This window comes from Microcoleus sp. MOSTC5 (assembly GCF_036701825.1).
Lineage (GTDB): Bacteria > Cyanobacteriota > Cyanobacteriia > Cyanobacteriales > Microcoleaceae > Microcoleus > Microcoleus asticus.
In genome coordinates this window covers 1-15,667 of the sequence record NZ_JAUBRK010000021.1, presented here as the reverse complement: position 1 = coordinate 15,667, position 15,667 = coordinate 1, and the positions used below count along the sequence as shown (strand labels likewise).

General features: G+C 46.0%; 13 protein-coding genes. 5 read left to right on the top strand and 8 right to left on the bottom strand.

What is annotated here, in order from left to right; translation table 11 throughout:
• Window positions 1-256 precede the first annotated feature (256 nt).
• Window positions 257-1,786, top strand: coding sequence for a phenylacetate--CoA ligase family protein (locus QUA54_RS13540; protein ID WP_333415041.1), 1,530 nt, complete (start codon window positions 257-259; stop codon window positions 1,784-1,786).
• A 27-nt stretch (window positions 1,787-1,813) separates the two neighbouring features.
• Here QUA54_RS13540 and QUA54_RS13535 read toward each other — a convergent pair whose 3' ends face one another.
• From QUA54_RS13535 to QUA54_RS13510, 6 genes are all read right to left on the bottom strand, one after another.
• Window positions 1,814-2,551, bottom strand: coding sequence for a Uma2 family endonuclease (locus QUA54_RS13535; RefSeq protein ID WP_333415103.1), 738 nt, complete (start codon window positions 2,549-2,551; stop codon window positions 1,814-1,816).
• A gap of 153 nt (window positions 2,552-2,704) precedes the next feature.
• Window positions 2,705-3,793, bottom strand: a complete 1,089-nt coding sequence (locus QUA54_RS13530) for a Rho termination factor (modular protein) (RefSeq protein ID WP_333415040.1) — start codon at window positions 3,791-3,793, stop codon at window positions 2,705-2,707.
• Between the two features lie 528 nt (window positions 3,794-4,321).
• Window positions 4,322-5,029: a ParB N-terminal domain-containing protein gene (locus QUA54_RS13525; protein ID WP_333415039.1), complete on the bottom strand. Its 708-nt coding sequence runs from the start codon at window positions 5,027-5,029 to the stop codon at window positions 4,322-4,324.
• Window positions 5,029-6,531: an AAA family ATPase gene (locus tag QUA54_RS13520; protein WP_333415038.1), complete on the bottom strand. Its 1,503-nt coding sequence runs from the start codon at window positions 6,529-6,531 to the stop codon at window positions 5,029-5,031. Before QUA54_RS13520 ends, QUA54_RS13525 begins: the two co-directional genes overlap by 1 nt.
• 182 nt (window positions 6,532-6,713) lie before the next feature.
• A complete protein-coding gene (locus QUA54_RS13515; RefSeq protein WP_333201099.1) occupies window positions 6,714-7,766 on the bottom strand; it encodes a fatty acid desaturase in 1,053 nt (350 codons plus the stop codon).
• A 257-nt stretch (window positions 7,767-8,023) separates the two neighbouring features.
• Complete coding sequence (locus QUA54_RS13510; RefSeq protein WP_246276764.1) at window positions 8,024-8,287, bottom strand: hypothetical protein; 264 nt, start codon at window positions 8,285-8,287, stop codon at window positions 8,024-8,026.
• 138 nt (window positions 8,288-8,425) lie between these two features.
• Here QUA54_RS13510 and thrC point away from each other — a divergent pair, with 138 nt between their 5' ends.
• A complete protein-coding gene (gene thrC, locus QUA54_RS13505) occupies window positions 8,426-9,550 on the top strand; it encodes a threonine synthase (protein WP_333189047.1) in 1,125 nt (374 codons plus the stop codon).
• A 239-nt stretch (window positions 9,551-9,789) separates the two neighbouring features.
• Window positions 9,790-10,644: a formyltetrahydrofolate deformylase gene (gene purU, locus QUA54_RS13500; protein ID WP_333415037.1), complete on the top strand. Its 855-nt coding sequence runs from the start codon at window positions 9,790-9,792 to the stop codon at window positions 10,642-10,644.
• Between the two features lie 719 nt (window positions 10,645-11,363).
• Here the strand turns inward: purU and QUA54_RS13495 are convergent.
• Window positions 11,364-11,504 (bottom strand): hypothetical protein, encoded by a 141-nt coding sequence (locus QUA54_RS13495; protein WP_333415036.1) that lies wholly within the window; start codon window positions 11,502-11,504, stop codon window positions 11,364-11,366.
• A 269-nt stretch (window positions 11,505-11,773) separates the two neighbouring features.
• Between QUA54_RS13495 and QUA54_RS13490 the strand changes: the two genes are divergently transcribed.
• Complete coding sequence (locus QUA54_RS13490; protein ID WP_333415035.1) at window positions 11,774-12,409, top strand: TetR/AcrR family transcriptional regulator; 636 nt, start codon at window positions 11,774-11,776, stop codon at window positions 12,407-12,409.
• A gap of 111 nt (window positions 12,410-12,520) precedes the next feature.
• On the top strand, window positions 12,521-14,227 hold the full coding sequence (locus QUA54_RS13485; RefSeq protein WP_333415034.1) for a DHA2 family efflux MFS transporter permease subunit: 1,707 nt from the start codon (window positions 12,521-12,523) through the stop codon (window positions 14,225-14,227).
• 240 nt (window positions 14,228-14,467) lie between these two features.
• Here QUA54_RS13485 and QUA54_RS13480 read toward each other — a convergent pair whose 3' ends face one another.
• On the bottom strand, window positions 14,468-15,454 hold the full coding sequence (locus QUA54_RS13480) for a mechanosensitive ion channel family protein (RefSeq protein ID WP_333415033.1): 987 nt from the start codon (window positions 15,452-15,454) through the stop codon (window positions 14,468-14,470).
• Window positions 15,455-15,667 lie beyond the last annotated feature (213 nt).

Below are 15,667 nucleotides of genomic sequence, written 5' to 3'. Positions count from 1 at the left end.
CGATCGCTGAATTAATCTTGACATAGTGTGTCTGTGTTTATTAGTCGATCGGCAGCTTGCCTATCCCCTGTGGTTATTGTTAAAAAAGCGGTTTCGTGGTATTGAAGTTTATCTACTGCGCCATCTTTTCGATTCGCTCGACCTCAAAGTGTGTTCAAATTTTTAGTGTCCAGCCCAATGTGCGATCGGGTCGTTAGCGCTACTAATTGAATCTTGAGCGATCGAGGTGCAAAATACCCATTTTAAGGAGCAAATCATGCAGCCAGAACAGCGGCAGCGAGCAATTGGGGCGTTTGAAGAGTTTTTGAGGGCGCCGCTTGAGGAACGATTGCAACACCAGCAGAATCGAGTTGCCGAAGCGGGGGCGATCGCGCTTTTTCAAAGAGTCGCGGCCACAGTACCAGCTTACCAGACTTTCCTAGCTGCACTCAACATCAATCCCGCCTCAATTCAAACCTTTGAAGACTTCCAAAAATTGCCGCTAATTACCAAAGAGAATTATTTACGCTGTCACCCGCTACCTCAGTTGTGCTATCAGGGCAAATTAGAAACTTGCGATTTCATTGCTGTTTCATCTGGTTCGACAGGAAACCCGACATTTTGGCCGCGTTTTATCAGCGACGAGTTGCAAATTGCCGCTCGTTTTGAACAAATATTTCACGACAGTTTTTCCGCCGACAATCGCTCAACTTTAGCTGTCATTTGCTTTGCGTTGGGGACTTGGGTAGGCGGAATGTACACGGCAAATTGCTGCCGCTATCTAGCGAGTAAAGGCTATCCAGTTACAGTTGTGACGCCTGGGAATAATAAGGCTGAGATATTCCGAGTTGTGCAGGAACTTGGGGAGCATTTCGAGCAAGTAGTCTTGTTGGGATATCCGCCGTTTATCAAAGATGTGATTGATAGCGGAATTGCTGGGGGTGTGGAGTGGCAAAAATATCGAATTAAGATGGTGTTTGCGGGGGAAGTGTTTAGCGAAGAATGGCGGAGTTTGGTTAGCGATCGTACTCATTCTGACAATCTATATTACAACTCTGCGAGCCTTTACGGTACTGCCGATGCGGGCGTTTTGGCCAACGAGACACCGCTGAGCATTTGCATCCGCCGCTTTTTAGCAAACAATCCCGAAGCAGCACGCAATTTATTCGGGGAATCGCGGTTGCCAACGCTGGTGCAGTACGATCCGAAAAGCCGCTTTTTTGAAGTGAATAAAGACGGCACGCTGTTATTTTCTGGCGACAACGGCATCCCGCTAATACGCTATCACATCTCGGATAACGGCGGTTTAATTTGTTACGAAGCCATGCTCAATTTTTTGGCAGAATGGGGATTTAACCCTGTGGCACGTTTGCAGCAAGAAGCAGGTATGAAAGTTTCTGAGTTCCCCAGAGGAATTCGCTGCTTGCCATTTGTCTATGTATTTGGGCGATCGCACTTTACCGTTTCCTACTTCGGTGCTAACATTTACCCGGAAAACGTCACCATAGGTTTAGAAGTTCCGATTATTCGGGAATGGGTGACGGGAAAATTTGTACTGCAAGTCAAGGAAGATGCGGATCAAAATCGGTTTTTATCGGTGGTTGTGGAATTAGCAGCGGGGGTGGAGGGCGACGAGGAGATGAAGCAGGCGATCGCATCTTCAATTCTCGCGCAATTGCGGCGGCTAAATAGCGAATTTGCTAATTACGTTCCGCCCGAATATCAGTTACCTGTGGTGACATTAACGGAGACGGGCGATGCGGAGTATTTTCCGATTGGGGTGAAGCACCGATACACGCGGCAGTAAACCGTGTTTTTGTGAGTAGGGGGTGCACTAAATTGTATCGGGATCAATATTTAATTCTCGCAGTTTCGCGGCCAGGCGCTCGGCTCGTTGAGCTTCTTGTCCGGCTCGTTGAGCCTCTCCGTCGGCTCGTTGAGTCTCCCTTTCTGCAACCTCTTCAGGAGTAGGGACAAGCTCTCCTTCTGCTGTAAAGAAACGCAATTTTCCGCCACAAATTCCGAGACTCAAATCGAGCTGCTGACTCCGCAGATGCCCGAATTCGTTCGGTGCGATTGCTTCATATTCCCCGTCAACTAAATGAAACCCAGCTAATTCTAAAGTTTCTGGATCAAACCAAAAGTAGTCGTGAGTGCGAAAAGTATCTTGATATAGTTGTTTCTTAAAGTTTTTGTCTACATCCGCTGTTTTGGGAGACAGGATTTCTACGATAATATTGGGGTACTTTCCCTCTTCATCCCAAACTACCCAGCTTTTCCGAGTTTTTCGTTCTGTTCCGAGTACCACAAAAAAGTCTGGACCCCGGAAGTCTTTCGATTTGAGTTGCTTGGGACTGTAATAAATGGTGAGGTTTCCAGCAGCATAGAAATCATTTCTATCTCGCCACAGCCATTCTAGACAGTTGAGGAGTAGGATTATTTGTCGGAGATGCAGTTCTGTTTCCACCGGAGGTTCGTCACTGTATAAATCGCCTGAAGGAAAGATAACATTTTCTGGTATCTCTTGTTCTGGTATTTCTTGGGTAGTAGCTAATTCTGCGGTTGCGGACATGGCTGCTGGCTGAGGAGTAAGAGGTTGTCTGTCTATTTTAGCAAGCTTTTCATATCTCTGCTGAGGACTATTCTGAAAGCCCGATCGCACTTTTTGCCCAAAAATGCGATCGAACACCGAACAATTAGTCTTTAACTATTAGCAATTACCGCTTTATTGGCCGTCAGCTTCCCTGAGAGCAGCCAAAATTTCCGGTCGTTTCATGCGCGCGTAGCCCCGAATTTTCCGGTCTTTGCCGATCGCCTTCAAGCCCCTCAGCGAAAGAGTTTCGTAGTCTTCCGTTGGGGACGGAAACGGCAACTCCAACTGCAACTGCGGTAGCTGAGGTTTCTGCTGTGCTTTCGACTGCTTCTTGGACTGTGTTTTTGACGGCGTTTTAGGTTCTGCCTCGGGCTGTATTTCTGAGTGCGTCGCTGCGCCTCCGAGTTGGCGGCGGAGCGTTTCAATTTGATTTTTTAGGTCATTTTCTACGTCTTCAATGGCGTCAGAAACAAACTGATTAATGGTTTGGACTGTGCGTTCTAGTTTTCTTGACAGCAGTTTTTCCAGTTCATCCAACTGTCTCAAAGCGGCTTCAAGATTTACCTCAGAAATAACCGCCGATGTTGGCGGACGGTTGCTGCTCGATTGTTCAATTTTTTTAGCCATTTTATCTACCTTTTCATGAAATGCTTTTTCCACTTGTTCGAGCAAATGCTTAATCTGTTCTATTTGGTTGCGCTCCAAGTTCTGTTCAGTTAGAGCTTTTACGTGCTTTTTTAGTAGTTCTTCATTTTTTTTAACAGATTGTTCTATTTGTTTTGTTAAACTCTCTACCTTTTTTTGAAATGATAGCTCAAATTGTTGCAGTAGAGTCTCAATTTGTGCAGCTTTATGAGTCGGTTGCGGAGCTAAATGTTCCATTTCTGCTTGAGCAACAGCTACCTCCTCGTCGGTCATTTCAAATACCCAAGCCCACATTTGCTCGATGCCGAGTTCTTTAGCAACAATACACCAATCTGAGCCGCAGACAACTTCATATTCTTCTTCATTGCTGTAAGCTTCAGTGCGGCGCACAATTAAAGGAATCAAGTTGCTGCCTTGTTCGATGAGACTTCTCCTGAGATCTTCGCGGCGTTTGCGGGGAATTTCCCCCCTCTGAGGCTCTGGTACTGCAATTTGGGAAGTGTAAATCTGACTGTGACTAATTGGCTTAATCCGCAAATATTCAACTATTCGGTTTTGATCGGACGATCGATCCATCTTGTTACAAGTCCCCTTTTGTCATTTAAATCTGGTGTGTATGTATTTATGTATATTTGTACTTTACAGCCTCAATTTTAAGTGCTGCTGAACTAACCCAAGAACTCTAATTGTCGGGTGCGCCACAAGCAATTTACCAAAACTGCGATCGAACTCGGTTATCTGGGGAGATATCGCCTTGCTGCTGTACCTGTGCGGTGACAGCCCGGGCGATAGCCAAAAGTTACTGCAATTCCTAAAAAAAGCGACTGTGATGAGTTTAACTGGCTGTGGGGCACCAATGATACACTGCTTTACTCATCTTTACTTTTTTTTGCGTCAGGGCGATCGGGCTGGCGTTGCGAGTTGCGAGCGCAATTGCGATTTATACGAAAGCCAGCTTTAATATCGCCCTTATTCTTTAGTCTCAAGCGAGAGGGACGAAAGTTTGTGTAGGATGGGTTTCAACCGCCGAGTCATATCGGGTTTTTCAACTTTTGTCGGGTGGGCTTTGAGCGCCCCAAAAATGCAATTGAGATGGCTGAAAGCTTATAAATATTTTTGCCACTTGTCAATAAGCTTAATCATTGTTTTCTCCCCTAACCCTTTAATGCGTTCCAACACATTTTCAAAAGATGCAAACTGCTCCAAATCTCGCTCTTTGATGATTTGTTCTATTATTTGAGCTTTCATGCCAGCATTTTTCAAATTTGTAGCCAATTTGAATTTATCTTGAGTGTTGAGTGCTTCCAACAGCGGAACAGGTTTGGGAATGCGGCTTTCAACTTCTTTAACCCTCTCTATCAGCGCCTGTTTTTCCCGCATATACTCGGCTTTCAATTCATTAATTCTGTTTTCCAATCTACTTTCAATATTTGTCAGTCGCTGTTCAAAGCTGGAGGACTGTTGCGGAACCACAGTTACACTTTGATTCTCAGTGATTGCGGTTTTTCTGAGAATTTCAAGTTGTTTGAGGAGAAGTTCTTCATTTTCTTCTTCCAGGATGAATGCTCCGATTGTCTCGCCTTTGGGAGCATCTATTTCCTTTGCTCTCGCCGCCGCATAGTATTCAAAATCTCCGTCTACTATTTCGTAAGCATCCATACCGTTTCGGCGGACAATTATCGGATTAATCAATCCTCCTGACTCTAAAATCAGTCTCGCTAATTTATCCAAATCAGGGTCTGCAAAATTGGAACGGGGTACTGCGGATGTAATTTTTTTAACTGCAACCAGTGACGGAGATAATTTTTTCATTAGTTTTTACCTATTTTTTCCAAAACTTCGAGTGCTAGCATTTCAAATTCTTGGGATGCGATGCAATCAGGCTTAAAGTCTAGCACTGAAATAGGATCGGCGATTTCCATATTTCCCACGATTTGAAATTGTTCTGCACACTTTGCTAAATCGTCTCTCTCGTAAATTACGCTGTCCATGATTTCAAAGCCGTAGCGTTTGGGAATTGCCTCCCTCCGCTTGGGCAAACTGTACTGTACAAATTTACTATTAGTTGAGATTTTGCAAGAGAGTACGCCTAAAACTTCTAGAGGTTTCTTGCCAATTTGTTTTTTGAATCCATTAACTTTTTTAATAAAATCCTTGACATTAATCAGTCCTTGATTTGCAAAAGGTTTTAAGTCAGAAGGAATAATTAAATAATCCGCCGCAATTAGGGCAACTCTAGCATAAAAATTCAAAGATGGTGGCGTATCGATCAGTACAATATCATATTTATCCTGTACTTCTGCTAGTTTCTGAATTAAAATCATGCGGCTGTAATCTAGTTGATTGAGTTCCGTTTCATATTGCATTAAATCAATGTGGGAAGGAATCACATCTATTTCGGGATTGCAAAAATTAGACTTGCGAGCTACTTCTTCGATCGAGAAAAAGTCTTCTGATTGCAAAACTTGAAGAATATTATTATCTTTCAAATCATCTTGTTCTTCATCCTCAAATTTTACTAAACCTGTCGCAAAGGTTGTATTTGCCTGACTGTCTAAGTCGATTACCAAGACTCTATTACCTTTCTTGCTTAGCGCCGCAGCTAAATTGACTACTGTTGTAGTTTTGCCAACGCCGCCTTTATTGTGGTAAACTGCAATGATTTTCATCGTATTTTGAGTTTTTTGGGGAACGGTTACATCGGATTTAACTTGAGGCTTAACTGGATAATTTTCAGGTAATTGTTCCAGTTCAGAGATTTGGCTTTGCTCCCGTTCTGCGGGGGCGGGATTGTTTTGCTTTACTGGGACTTCGCTAATTAACTCAGGACTAACTAAATTAATTTTATTATCTTCCAGTTCGAGATTATCAGGATTTTTTATAGGTTTTAAAGTATTTCTGCCAATTAAAGCTATAATTTCCTCAATTCTAGTTTCTAAGTCTTGTCCAGCACACTTAAATACTAGCTGAATATCATCGGCGATTCTTGCATAAATTCTAATTTCTTTACCGTTAGTTATGAGGCCGTAGCGGATGCTCAAACTTGTTAAATAGCGATTGAGTTTTCGCAGGTGGCGGTCTAAATTTTCCTTCGGATGTTTAGCCTCCATAACTACACTCATCGGCGAGTCTGCATCGACAACTATGGGGATAACTTGCGTGGCAAATGAGAGGAAGTCTAGACGAATATTCCCAAATGCTATTTCTTGGTGCCAAGTGTCGGGCGTATAGCCTAACTTTGGTAGCAGATAGCTGACAATGAGTTTGCTTTCTACTTCGCTTTCGTTGCGACAGTTATTGGGATTGAAAGTCATTCGATTTTAGATTTTAGATTTTAGATTTTAGATTGGGAATGACTGATTTAATAATGGTACGGATTGTGATATTGACAGTAGGGCGCGCATTCCGTCCCTGACAAAGGCTACGGAGTGTAATATCGAAAAACCCGGTTGTGTTTGACAAACCGGGTTTTTCGGGCATTTATCGCGTTTAAAACTTACTTTGTTTTAGCGTTAAATTCCTGCAATGTTTGATAGCCGCCAGCGGGATTGTACAAGTGACAGTTGTCGGCAATCCGCTTCATTAAAGACCAAGAAAATTCTGTTTCGTAGAGATGATCTTGCCAATTTTCCTTTAAGCTGCTGTGGGCGAGGCGCAAATTGTACCAGGGAATAGCAGTTGAAAGGTGATGGGGAACGTGGACGTTAATGTCGTGGCACAGAAACTCTACCCAGCGAGGATAATCGCAGTGAACTGTTCCCGATAGTTGCGATTGGGCTTCGTTCCATTCTTCCGGTTCTTTAAAAGAAATGTCTGGTGCTGTGTGGTGAACGATCGTAAAAGTGCTCATCCAGAAATGGTAAACCAGCCAGGGCATCAACCAAAATTTGACAAATCCCCAAATGCCTGTGGTTGCAATTAAAATCGGGAATCCGATCGCAGCACCGATTAAAACCACTAACACAGAAAACCGAACTTGTTCTTGTTTTTGTTGGCCTTTGAAGCGCCACCACATAAAGTGCACTTTTGCCCAGTGGGCGATCGAGCCGATCCACCACATCCGACCGAAAATTAAACTATAAGCTATTTGTAAAGCCTTGGGAGCAGCAGCGTAGTCTTCCGCTGTCATGGGTTGCCAAGCATTATCTTCGCCAATTTTGTTGGTGTGCTTGTGGTGATAATTGTGTCCGTGCCGCCATGCGTGAAACGGGAAAATTAACGGCAAAAAGGCGAGATGTCCGACTAAATCGTTAACCCAGCGGCGGTTAGCAAATGACCGGTGACCGCAGTCGTGACCGATCACAAAAAAACCGGTTAATCCGGTTCCTGTGAAAATCCACATCAGGGGTAGTAGAAACCAAGGAGAGACTGCTATGCCCCAATAACCGACAGCAACTAGCAAAACGTTGACAATAACTTTTGTCCAAGCTTTGCGGGGGTTTTTGACGAATACTTCCCGCGGCAGGGTTTTGAGAATATCTTTGAGGCGCAGGTTGGAAGTGTCACTTGCGGATATCAAATTTAGTGGTTTTTCGATCGATGCTGTCATAAACTGATTTCGATTCTCCGTATGCTATGAGCATGGCTTAACAAATTAGCGCAATGAAAAAGCGCAGTAAAATGTCAGCTCGTTGCCAGCTTGTGGCAGACGAGTTGAGCAGTAGGCAAGCGCGTTTTAGCAAATGCTAGCGATCGCTATCCGCAGTTAGGAATTTCTGGCACTTTCGGCAAAAAATACTGCGGGTAGCAAAACCTTTGTTTCTATAACACAGGGGCAGCACAGTTAGCATTAGCGACTGTTGTCTGCTAATTGCTGTTGCTGCCAGAAATGGGGTCGAGAGCCGACAAGCCAGCGATCGAGCGTTGCTGTTTGAGGCTTTGCACTTCCAGCAGCAAGGATTCGATTTCCGCTTGCAAGTGCAGGAACTTAACTTGCTGGTCGGCTTGGTAGGGGCACTTCACCGAATCTACTTTGCGGGCAAAAGTGGTCGATAGGGTAGAAGAACTAGCCATTTCGGGATTGCTCGCGGTAACTTGAGGCCGGGAAAGAGTGGATGAATTATTTGACATTAGTAATTGGGTAGACATATCTACACATTCACACCATTAAGTTACTTTAACCTGAACCGATCGTATTAAACATCAAATTAACCGATCGAGCTAAAATTAGTGTAAATTCCTTGGCCATTGCCTAAAACCATTGACATCGTGACCCTGATTCTACCTGCTACTGACTCTGCTGCTAACTCCGCTGCCCGCGCAGCCGAGCCGAAACGCTACGGCTGGCCCGGCTTGATCGAAGCTTATCGCCCCTACCTGCCGGTGACGGAAACCACGCCGGTAGTGACGCTCCAAGAAGGCAATACTCCTCTGATTCCAGCACCTGCGATCGCCTCTCTCATCGGTCGAGACGTGCGCGTCTTGGTCAAATACGACGGCCTCAACCCCACTGGTAGTTTCAAAGACCGGGGGATGACAATGGCGATTTCCAAGGCAAAGGAAGCTGGTGCGGAGGCAGTAATTTGCGCCAGTACCGGCAATACTTCGGCCTCGGCGGCCGCCTACGCCAGACGCGGGGGAATGCGAGCTTTCGTGTTGATTCCCGAAGGTTACGTGGCTTTGGGCAAGCTGGCGCAAGCTTTGCTTTACGGTGCGGAAGTAATTTCGATTGGGGGAAATTTCGATCGAGCCTTAGAAATTGTCCGCGAAATGGCTGTCAATTATCCGGTGACATTGGTAAACTCTGTCAATCCTTACCGCTTGGAAGGCCAGAAAACCGGCGCTTTTGAAGTGGTGGACGCTTTGGGCGATGCGCCCGACTGGCTGTGCATTCCCGTGGGAAATGCCGGAAACATCACAGCATACTGGATGGGTTTTTGTCAATACCATCAAGCAAAAAAATGTTCGCGCCTGCCGCGGATGATGGGATTTCAAGCCGCTGGGGCTGCACCTTTGGTGACGGGACAGCCCGTGGCGAACCCGGAAACCCTGGCGACGGCGATTCGGATCGGCAACCCCGCTAGCTGGAAACAGGCGATCGCAGCTTCCGAAGCCAGCCGCGGCAGTTTTGCAGCAGTCACCGATGCCGAAATTCTCGACGCTTACCGTTTGTTAGCATCACAGGAAGGGATTTTCTGCGAACCGGCGAGTGCAGCTTCTGTGGCCGGCTTGCTGAAGGTAAAAGACCAAGTTCCGACTGGGGCGACGGTAGTTTGCGTGTTGACTGGTAACGGTTTGAAAGACCCGGATACGGCAATTAATCACAGCAACAATCAGTTTAAAAGCGGCATTGCTCCGACTTTGGATGCAGTAGCTGGGGCGATGGGATTTTAGAAGAAGGAAGAGGGAAGATCGAAACAGGCAAGATGCCTGTTCCACTCTTAGTTAAAATCTCTTGTGGGGCGGGCATCTTGCCCGCCCGTAAGCCCATCGAAACAGGCAAGATGCCTGTTCCACTCTTAGTTAAAATCTCTTGTGAGGTGGGCATCTAGCCCGCCCCTAAACGTATCAATAAACCCCTGTGAGATAACTTGTTCTTGCTCGAGTCAGCGAGACAATTTTGTCATTATATTATGACTAAGCCTACTGCAACCCTGTTAATTGCCTGTCCCGATCGCAAAGGACTCGTCGCCTTACTTGCTAACTTTATCGCATCCCACAACGGCAATATCATCCACGCAGATCACCATACAGATTTTACCGCCGGATTATTTCTGAGCCGACTAGAATGGCAATTAGATGATTTTGACTTAACCACCGAACAAATAACACCTGCTTTTAGTGAAATTGCCAAGGATTTAGAAGCTAATTGGCAATTGCATTTTTCCCATCAAATTCGGCGGATTGCCATTTTTGTAAGCCGTCAAGAACACTGTTTATTAGACTTGATTTGGCGACAGCGATCGCAAGAAATCAGAGGTGAAATCCCCCTGATTATCAGCAACCATCAAAATTTAAAGCCCATTGCCGCACAATACGGTATCGACTTTGAGTATATTCCCATTACTAAAGACAATAAAACTATTCAAGAAGCACAACAGTTAGAAATTCTTAAGAAGTATAAGATTGATTTAGTAGTTTTGGCGAAATATATGCAAATCTTGAGTCAAGACTTTACGATCGCATTTCCCAATCTGATTAATATTCACCATTCATTTTTGCCCGCGTTTGTGGGTGCAAATCCCTACGAAAGGGCTTATGAAAGAGGGGTGAAAATTATCGGTGCAACAGCCCACTACGTTACACCCGATTTAGATGCGGGCCCGATTATCGAACAAGATGTTGTGCGCGTCAGTCACCGCGATGAAGTGTCCGATTTGGTTCGCAAAGGTAAAGATTTAGAAAGGGTTGTTTTAGCAAGAGCCGTGCGATATCATTTACAAAATCGTGTTTTAGTTTACGGCAATCGGACTGTGGTTTTTGCTTGAAAATTAGGCATCACATCAATCCTGGTTTGTTACTCCTTCGATCGCTCGATGATTAATATAAATTCCGGTTGCACGATCCAGTGCAGCGAACCCCAAAGTTTTCTCGGCGTTGCTGAATACAGGGATGAATTCACGATTTCCCCATGGCTATAGGCCCGCTTGAGGGTGAGTTTTGTAACATCAAGCGAAAAGGTGATTCATACCATGAATCAGCAACGCCAAAACCAGAATGCCTGCTCTCAAACAATTCTCATTCGCGGATAACTGAGCCGTAGCATCATGTTTTACGAGCTGCCTAAACTTCAGTGTGAAATCAGAAATATTAAGCGAATTACCAACAAATTTAATTCGATAATTTAGATCGGTCAGATATTCCTGAGTCAGCGCTTGGTTTACTATGGCGAACTTCCGGCTGTGACGACACAAACAGGAGCTATTGAGGCTGCCTTGCGAAAGCAAGACGTATCAAGAAAGAAGCAATGCTTGCGATTATTAAAAGCTGTTCGTGAGGAACTATATGTCAAATAGGTTGATTTAGATGAAAATAATAGCGGTGATCAGGGGTACTATGCAATCTTTCACAAAAGAGTACAGCAGTTTGCTGTGAAACCTGCTTCATCTCAAGATGTTCAAGCAATATTAGAACACCTAAAAAGGCTTAAATTAAAACGTACTCTGATAGATTGCCGATATGTATATTCAGACTGGCAATCAGAACTCTAAAATTCTGTGCGCGCGATCGCACCGCTCGGCACGCACAGAATTAGTGAATAGGGCGAATGAGTGAATTTTAGCCCGTCTTTTTTGAGCTGCGAGTTTCGCTCCTGGGCTACAGGTAAGGCTTTTGACGGAATAGTCACCCCTCAACCTCTGCGGTGAACAATCGTAAGCACGGTTCCGAAACAGAGGGGTGGAGTGGCAACACTCCCCTCAACTCTACCTCTCGGCTTTACCCTAGAAACCGGGTTTCTTGCTGCGATCTCTAGTTCCCTTGCGCGACGATTTTTCCGAGTTTCCCGGCATATAAGCGTAAATCCCACCCTCCTGTGTTTCAAAAATCCGTCTTTCTGCTGAAGCTACAGCCCTTTGGCGATCTAGAATATGTAAGTTAGTGCTTACATTAATTGAGATGAGTAGAACGAATCGAAGTGCAGCAGAAACCCGCGATCGCCTGGTGAAAGCTGCGATTGAAGTTTTCTCTACAGAAGGCTACGTTGGAGCGACAACTCGCGAAATTGCTCGTGTTGCAGATGTGAGTGAAGTCACTTTGTTTCGCCGCTTTCAGAGCAAAGAGCAAGTGTTGAGTGCGGTTGCCCGCCACATTACAGCATTGCGGACGGAGGCGTTGGCGCATCAAGACGAATGGACTTATGACCTGCGCCGCGATCTCCTGCATTATGCAAAGCTCCACGACGATACGCTGGAGGAGTACGAAGCTCTATTTCGGATGTTTATTGGGGAAGCTCACCGGCATCCGACAGAAGCACTGGAGGTGCTTCAGCAATCATTTTTACCGCTGCGTGAAAAACTAATTTCCTACCTACAAACCTGTGTTGAACGCGGCAGTATTCGTCCGAATGTTGACCTGCCGCTGGCAGCGGATCAACTGACTGGAATGCTGCTGTCTGGTATGATTCGCCGCCATGTTTCTCAAGTAAACCGGGGCTACAGCCGTAAGCAATACATCGAAGGGTGCGTGGATTTATTTGTGCGGGGAGTCAGCACAGCAGCGTCTTCTGTAAGTCGTACTCCGTCTCCAGAATGAAAGTTCCTGACAATTTTCGTCTGAACTTGGCATTTTCCGATTGAAGCACCCTAACCCGTTGCGGTGGTGCGAAGCACCTGCCGTGAGCGATCGCAGAAATAGAGACTAAAGATGGAACGCCCTCAAATACAGAGTCATGCAACTGAACCGGATTCTATTGATTTGGAAGAGTCTGAGCTTCAAGACCAGCAAAACGCTCGACAAAACGCTCAACAAAAGCGAGCAAAACCATTAAAAAAATTGAAACAATCTGCCAGCGATGCAGCCGGGTACGTGCAGGGACCGCTCAAGTGGGCGATCGCCCTGACGGCTTCTCTGGGAGCCATTCTAGAAGTCATTGATACCAGCATTGTGAACGTTGCTTTAACAGATATGCAGGCGACATTAGGCGCAACTGTGACCGAAATTGCTTGGGTCGTAACGGGTTACGCGATCGCCAACGTTGTGATGATTCCGCTCTCTGCTTGGTTGGGGGACTTTTTCGGCAAGAAAACCTACTTTGTCTTTTCAATGATCGGGTTCACAGCCGCCTCGATGTTATGCGGTCTATCCATCAACCTGCCGGTGCTGGTGGTAGCTCGAATTCTTCAAGGCTTTTGCGGAGGCGGACTGTTGGCAAAAGCGCAAGCGATTCTGTTTGAAACTTTTCCCCCTGCGGAACAGGGGTTAGCGCAGGCGGTGTTTGGAGTTGGGGTGATTGCAGGCCCGGCTATTGGTCCCACGCTAGGCGGCTATCTGACCGATACATTAGGCTGGCGCTGGATCTTCTTTATCAATTTGCCTGTCGGCATTGTGGCTGTCATCATGGCGGTCGTGTTTCTCCGACCTGACTCGAAGCAACACGGACGGAGCCAGCAGAAAGTGGACTGGACAGGAATTGTACTGCTGTGTATTGCGGTAGGTAGTTTGCAAGCATTTTTGGAAGAAGGGGAAAAAGAAAACTGGTTTGAATCGGGTTTCATTGCGCTTCTGGCGTTTGTGGCGGTTGTGGGGCTGTTTCTGTTCATCTGGCGAGAACTCAGCACAAAAGCACCAGCAGTTGACTTGCGGGTTCTGCGGCATAAATCCCTGGCAGCCGGTAGCCTTTACTCTGGTATTTTGGGCATGGGGTTGTACGGAGCCTTGTTTGCTGTACCGCTGTTTGCTCAAGGCGTGCTGCACTTTTCGGCAACGCAAACCGGATTTCTACTCGCTCCTGGAGCTTTAGCGTCCGCCATCATCATGGTTTTACTGGGCAAAATTTCGACTAAGGTGGATGCCCGCATTTTAATTGCGCTGGGAGCTGGTGGAACGGCAGCCGTCATGTTCGAGCTTGCAAAAATCACGCCCCAAACCGGAACTGATGATTTGTTTTGGCCCCTAATCTGGCGCGGTGCAACTACGGTTTTGATGTTCCTGCCCCTGAGTTTGGCAACATTGGGTTCCATCCCCAAAGAAGATGTATCGGCTGGCTCTGGCTTCTATAACTTGACTCGTCAGCTCGGCGGTAGTATTGGCATTGCCATTCTGACCTCATTACTGGCTCGACGAGAGGCTTTTCATCGAGCGATTTTGTTGGCAAAGTTAACGCCTTACGATCCAGAAACAACTGAACGGCTCAGCGCACTCACTGGTTTTTTTCAGAGTCGCGGTTCTGATGCCGCAACTGCCCAACAGCAAGCCCTCGCCGCGCTCTCCCAATTAGTCAATACGCAGGCAGCCGTTCTATCCTACGCAGACATTTTTCGCTTTGTCGGCATTGTCTTTCTCTGCTCACTGCCATTGCTGCTGTTTCTAGGCAAGGGAGGCGCTGGAGCCAAAGCACCTGCTGCTCACTAATTGCTTGATTGTAATTCTGTAGCGATTACTCCACAGCCTCCTGTTGGATAGACTTTGAGCTCGCTTGCCTCAAACAACCAATTTGTGGCGTTGCTGATTCATGGTATGAATCACCTTTTCGCTTGATGTTACAAAACTCACCCTCAAGCGGGCCTATAGCCATTGGGAAATCTTGAATTCATACCTGTATTCAGCAACGCCGTTTTCTCAACTTGATATTTTTCATGACTGGTGATGCTGTTAAGATTTTCCGTTGTCGTCAAGTTGCGATCGCCCTTGGACCAGTTTTCCCACAGATCCGCCCATACTGCGAGGTTTCGGAACTTTACTTTTACCCGCAGGCCATCCTTCGCGCTGCTGGGAGCGATCGCCATCTGTTTCTTCGGTTTGGTCGTGAAACAAAATTTGTCGCGTGGGATAAGGCAAATCGATGCCGTTTTCCACAAGCTTTTTTTTAATAGCACAAATTACCTTGTCGCGCGATCGCATATCGTCAATTCGGCGCGGCGGAGCAATCCACCATCGAACGCGAATATTGACGGTACTTTCTGCTAGCTGAACCACCAGCACATCGGGTGCAGGATCTTTCAACACTTCATTTACGGTGTACAATGCTTCCAGCATTAACTGCTTGGCGCGGTCAATATCGTCGTTGTAACCAATACCAAAATCGTATTCCGTGCGGCGTTTATCGAAAGCAGTATTCACTGTCACCGCATTCGTAAACAATTCGGCATTGGGAATGACAATCCGACGACCATCATAAGTTTGGATTGTTGTAGCGCGGGTCTCAATATTTTCTACCGTTCCCTCAAAGTTTTTAAACACAATCTGGTCATCGATTCGGAAAGGTTCAGTCAACAGAATTAGGATACCGGCTAAGAAGTTTTGCAAGATATCGCGAAAGGCAAAACCTATCGCCACCCCGCTAATTCCCAGCAATTGAATCAAATCCCCAGCTTTAAATGTGGGAATTATAATCGAAAGCGCAACAAACAGACCAACTAGAACGATCGTACCCTGCGCCAACCGTCCTAACACCAACCCCAAATTTCGTGCTTGGTGGTGGTTGCGGGTTACCCGCCTGACCGCTCTCTTAATTGCCCCGCCCACACAGAAAAAGATTGCAAAGACAATTAACGCCAGCACAATATTGGGCAACATGATAATCAAGCCGTCGATCATGCTCTCCATCTTTACCCAGACTGCGGATATCTCTGTCTTCATGAAGTTTCCTCACACATCAGTCGTTTTCGATATTAGTAACAATTAGTTGGGTTGAACTCTATCTATAGACTGTAGATTGGTAGGACGCGAGGCAGATTTTTTGGCTGTTTTCAAAATTTTGAATGCGGATTATAGGTCAATACGGTTTACTTAAGGCTTGGGAGGCTTTAAGATTTTAAAAATAGGAGGATTAGTTTTTATTCCAGTACCTCT

Bases quoted from the DNA above. Each gene is read 5' to 3' on its own strand.
- QUA54_RS13540 (WP_333415041.1), top strand. From the start codon at position 257: ATGCAGCCAGAACAGCGGCAGCGAGCAATTGGGGCGTTTGAAGAGTTT.
- QUA54_RS13535 (WP_333415103.1), bottom strand. From the start codon at position 2,551: ATGTCCGCAACCGCAGAATTAGCTACTACCCAAGAAATACCAGAACAA.
- QUA54_RS13530 (WP_333415040.1), bottom strand. From the start codon at position 3,793: ATGGATCGATCGTCCGATCAAAACCGAATAGTTGAATATTTGCGGATT.
- QUA54_RS13525 (WP_333415039.1), bottom strand. From the start codon at position 5,029: ATGAAAAAATTATCTCCGTCACTGGTTGCAGTTAAAAAAATTACATCC.
- QUA54_RS13520 (WP_333415038.1), bottom strand. From the start codon at position 6,531: ATGACTTTCAATCCCAATAACTGTCGCAACGAAAGCGAAGTAGAAAGC.
- QUA54_RS13515 (WP_333201099.1), bottom strand. From the start codon at position 7,766: ATGACAGCATCGATCGAAAAACCACTAAATTTGATATCCGCAAGTGAC.
- QUA54_RS13510 (WP_246276764.1), bottom strand. From the start codon at position 8,287: ATGTCAAATAATTCATCCACTCTTTCCCGGCCTCAAGTTACCGCGAGC.
- purU (WP_333415037.1), top strand. From the start codon at position 9,790: ATGACTAAGCCTACTGCAACCCTGTTAATTGCCTGTCCCGATCGCAAA.
- QUA54_RS13490 (WP_333415035.1), top strand. From the start codon at position 11,774: ATGAGTAGAACGAATCGAAGTGCAGCAGAAACCCGCGATCGCCTGGTG.
- QUA54_RS13485 (WP_333415034.1), top strand. From the start codon at position 12,521: ATGGAACGCCCTCAAATACAGAGTCATGCAACTGAACCGGATTCTATT.
- QUA54_RS13480 (WP_333415033.1), bottom strand. From the start codon at position 15,454: ATGAAGACAGAGATATCCGCAGTCTGGGTAAAGATGGAGAGCATGATC.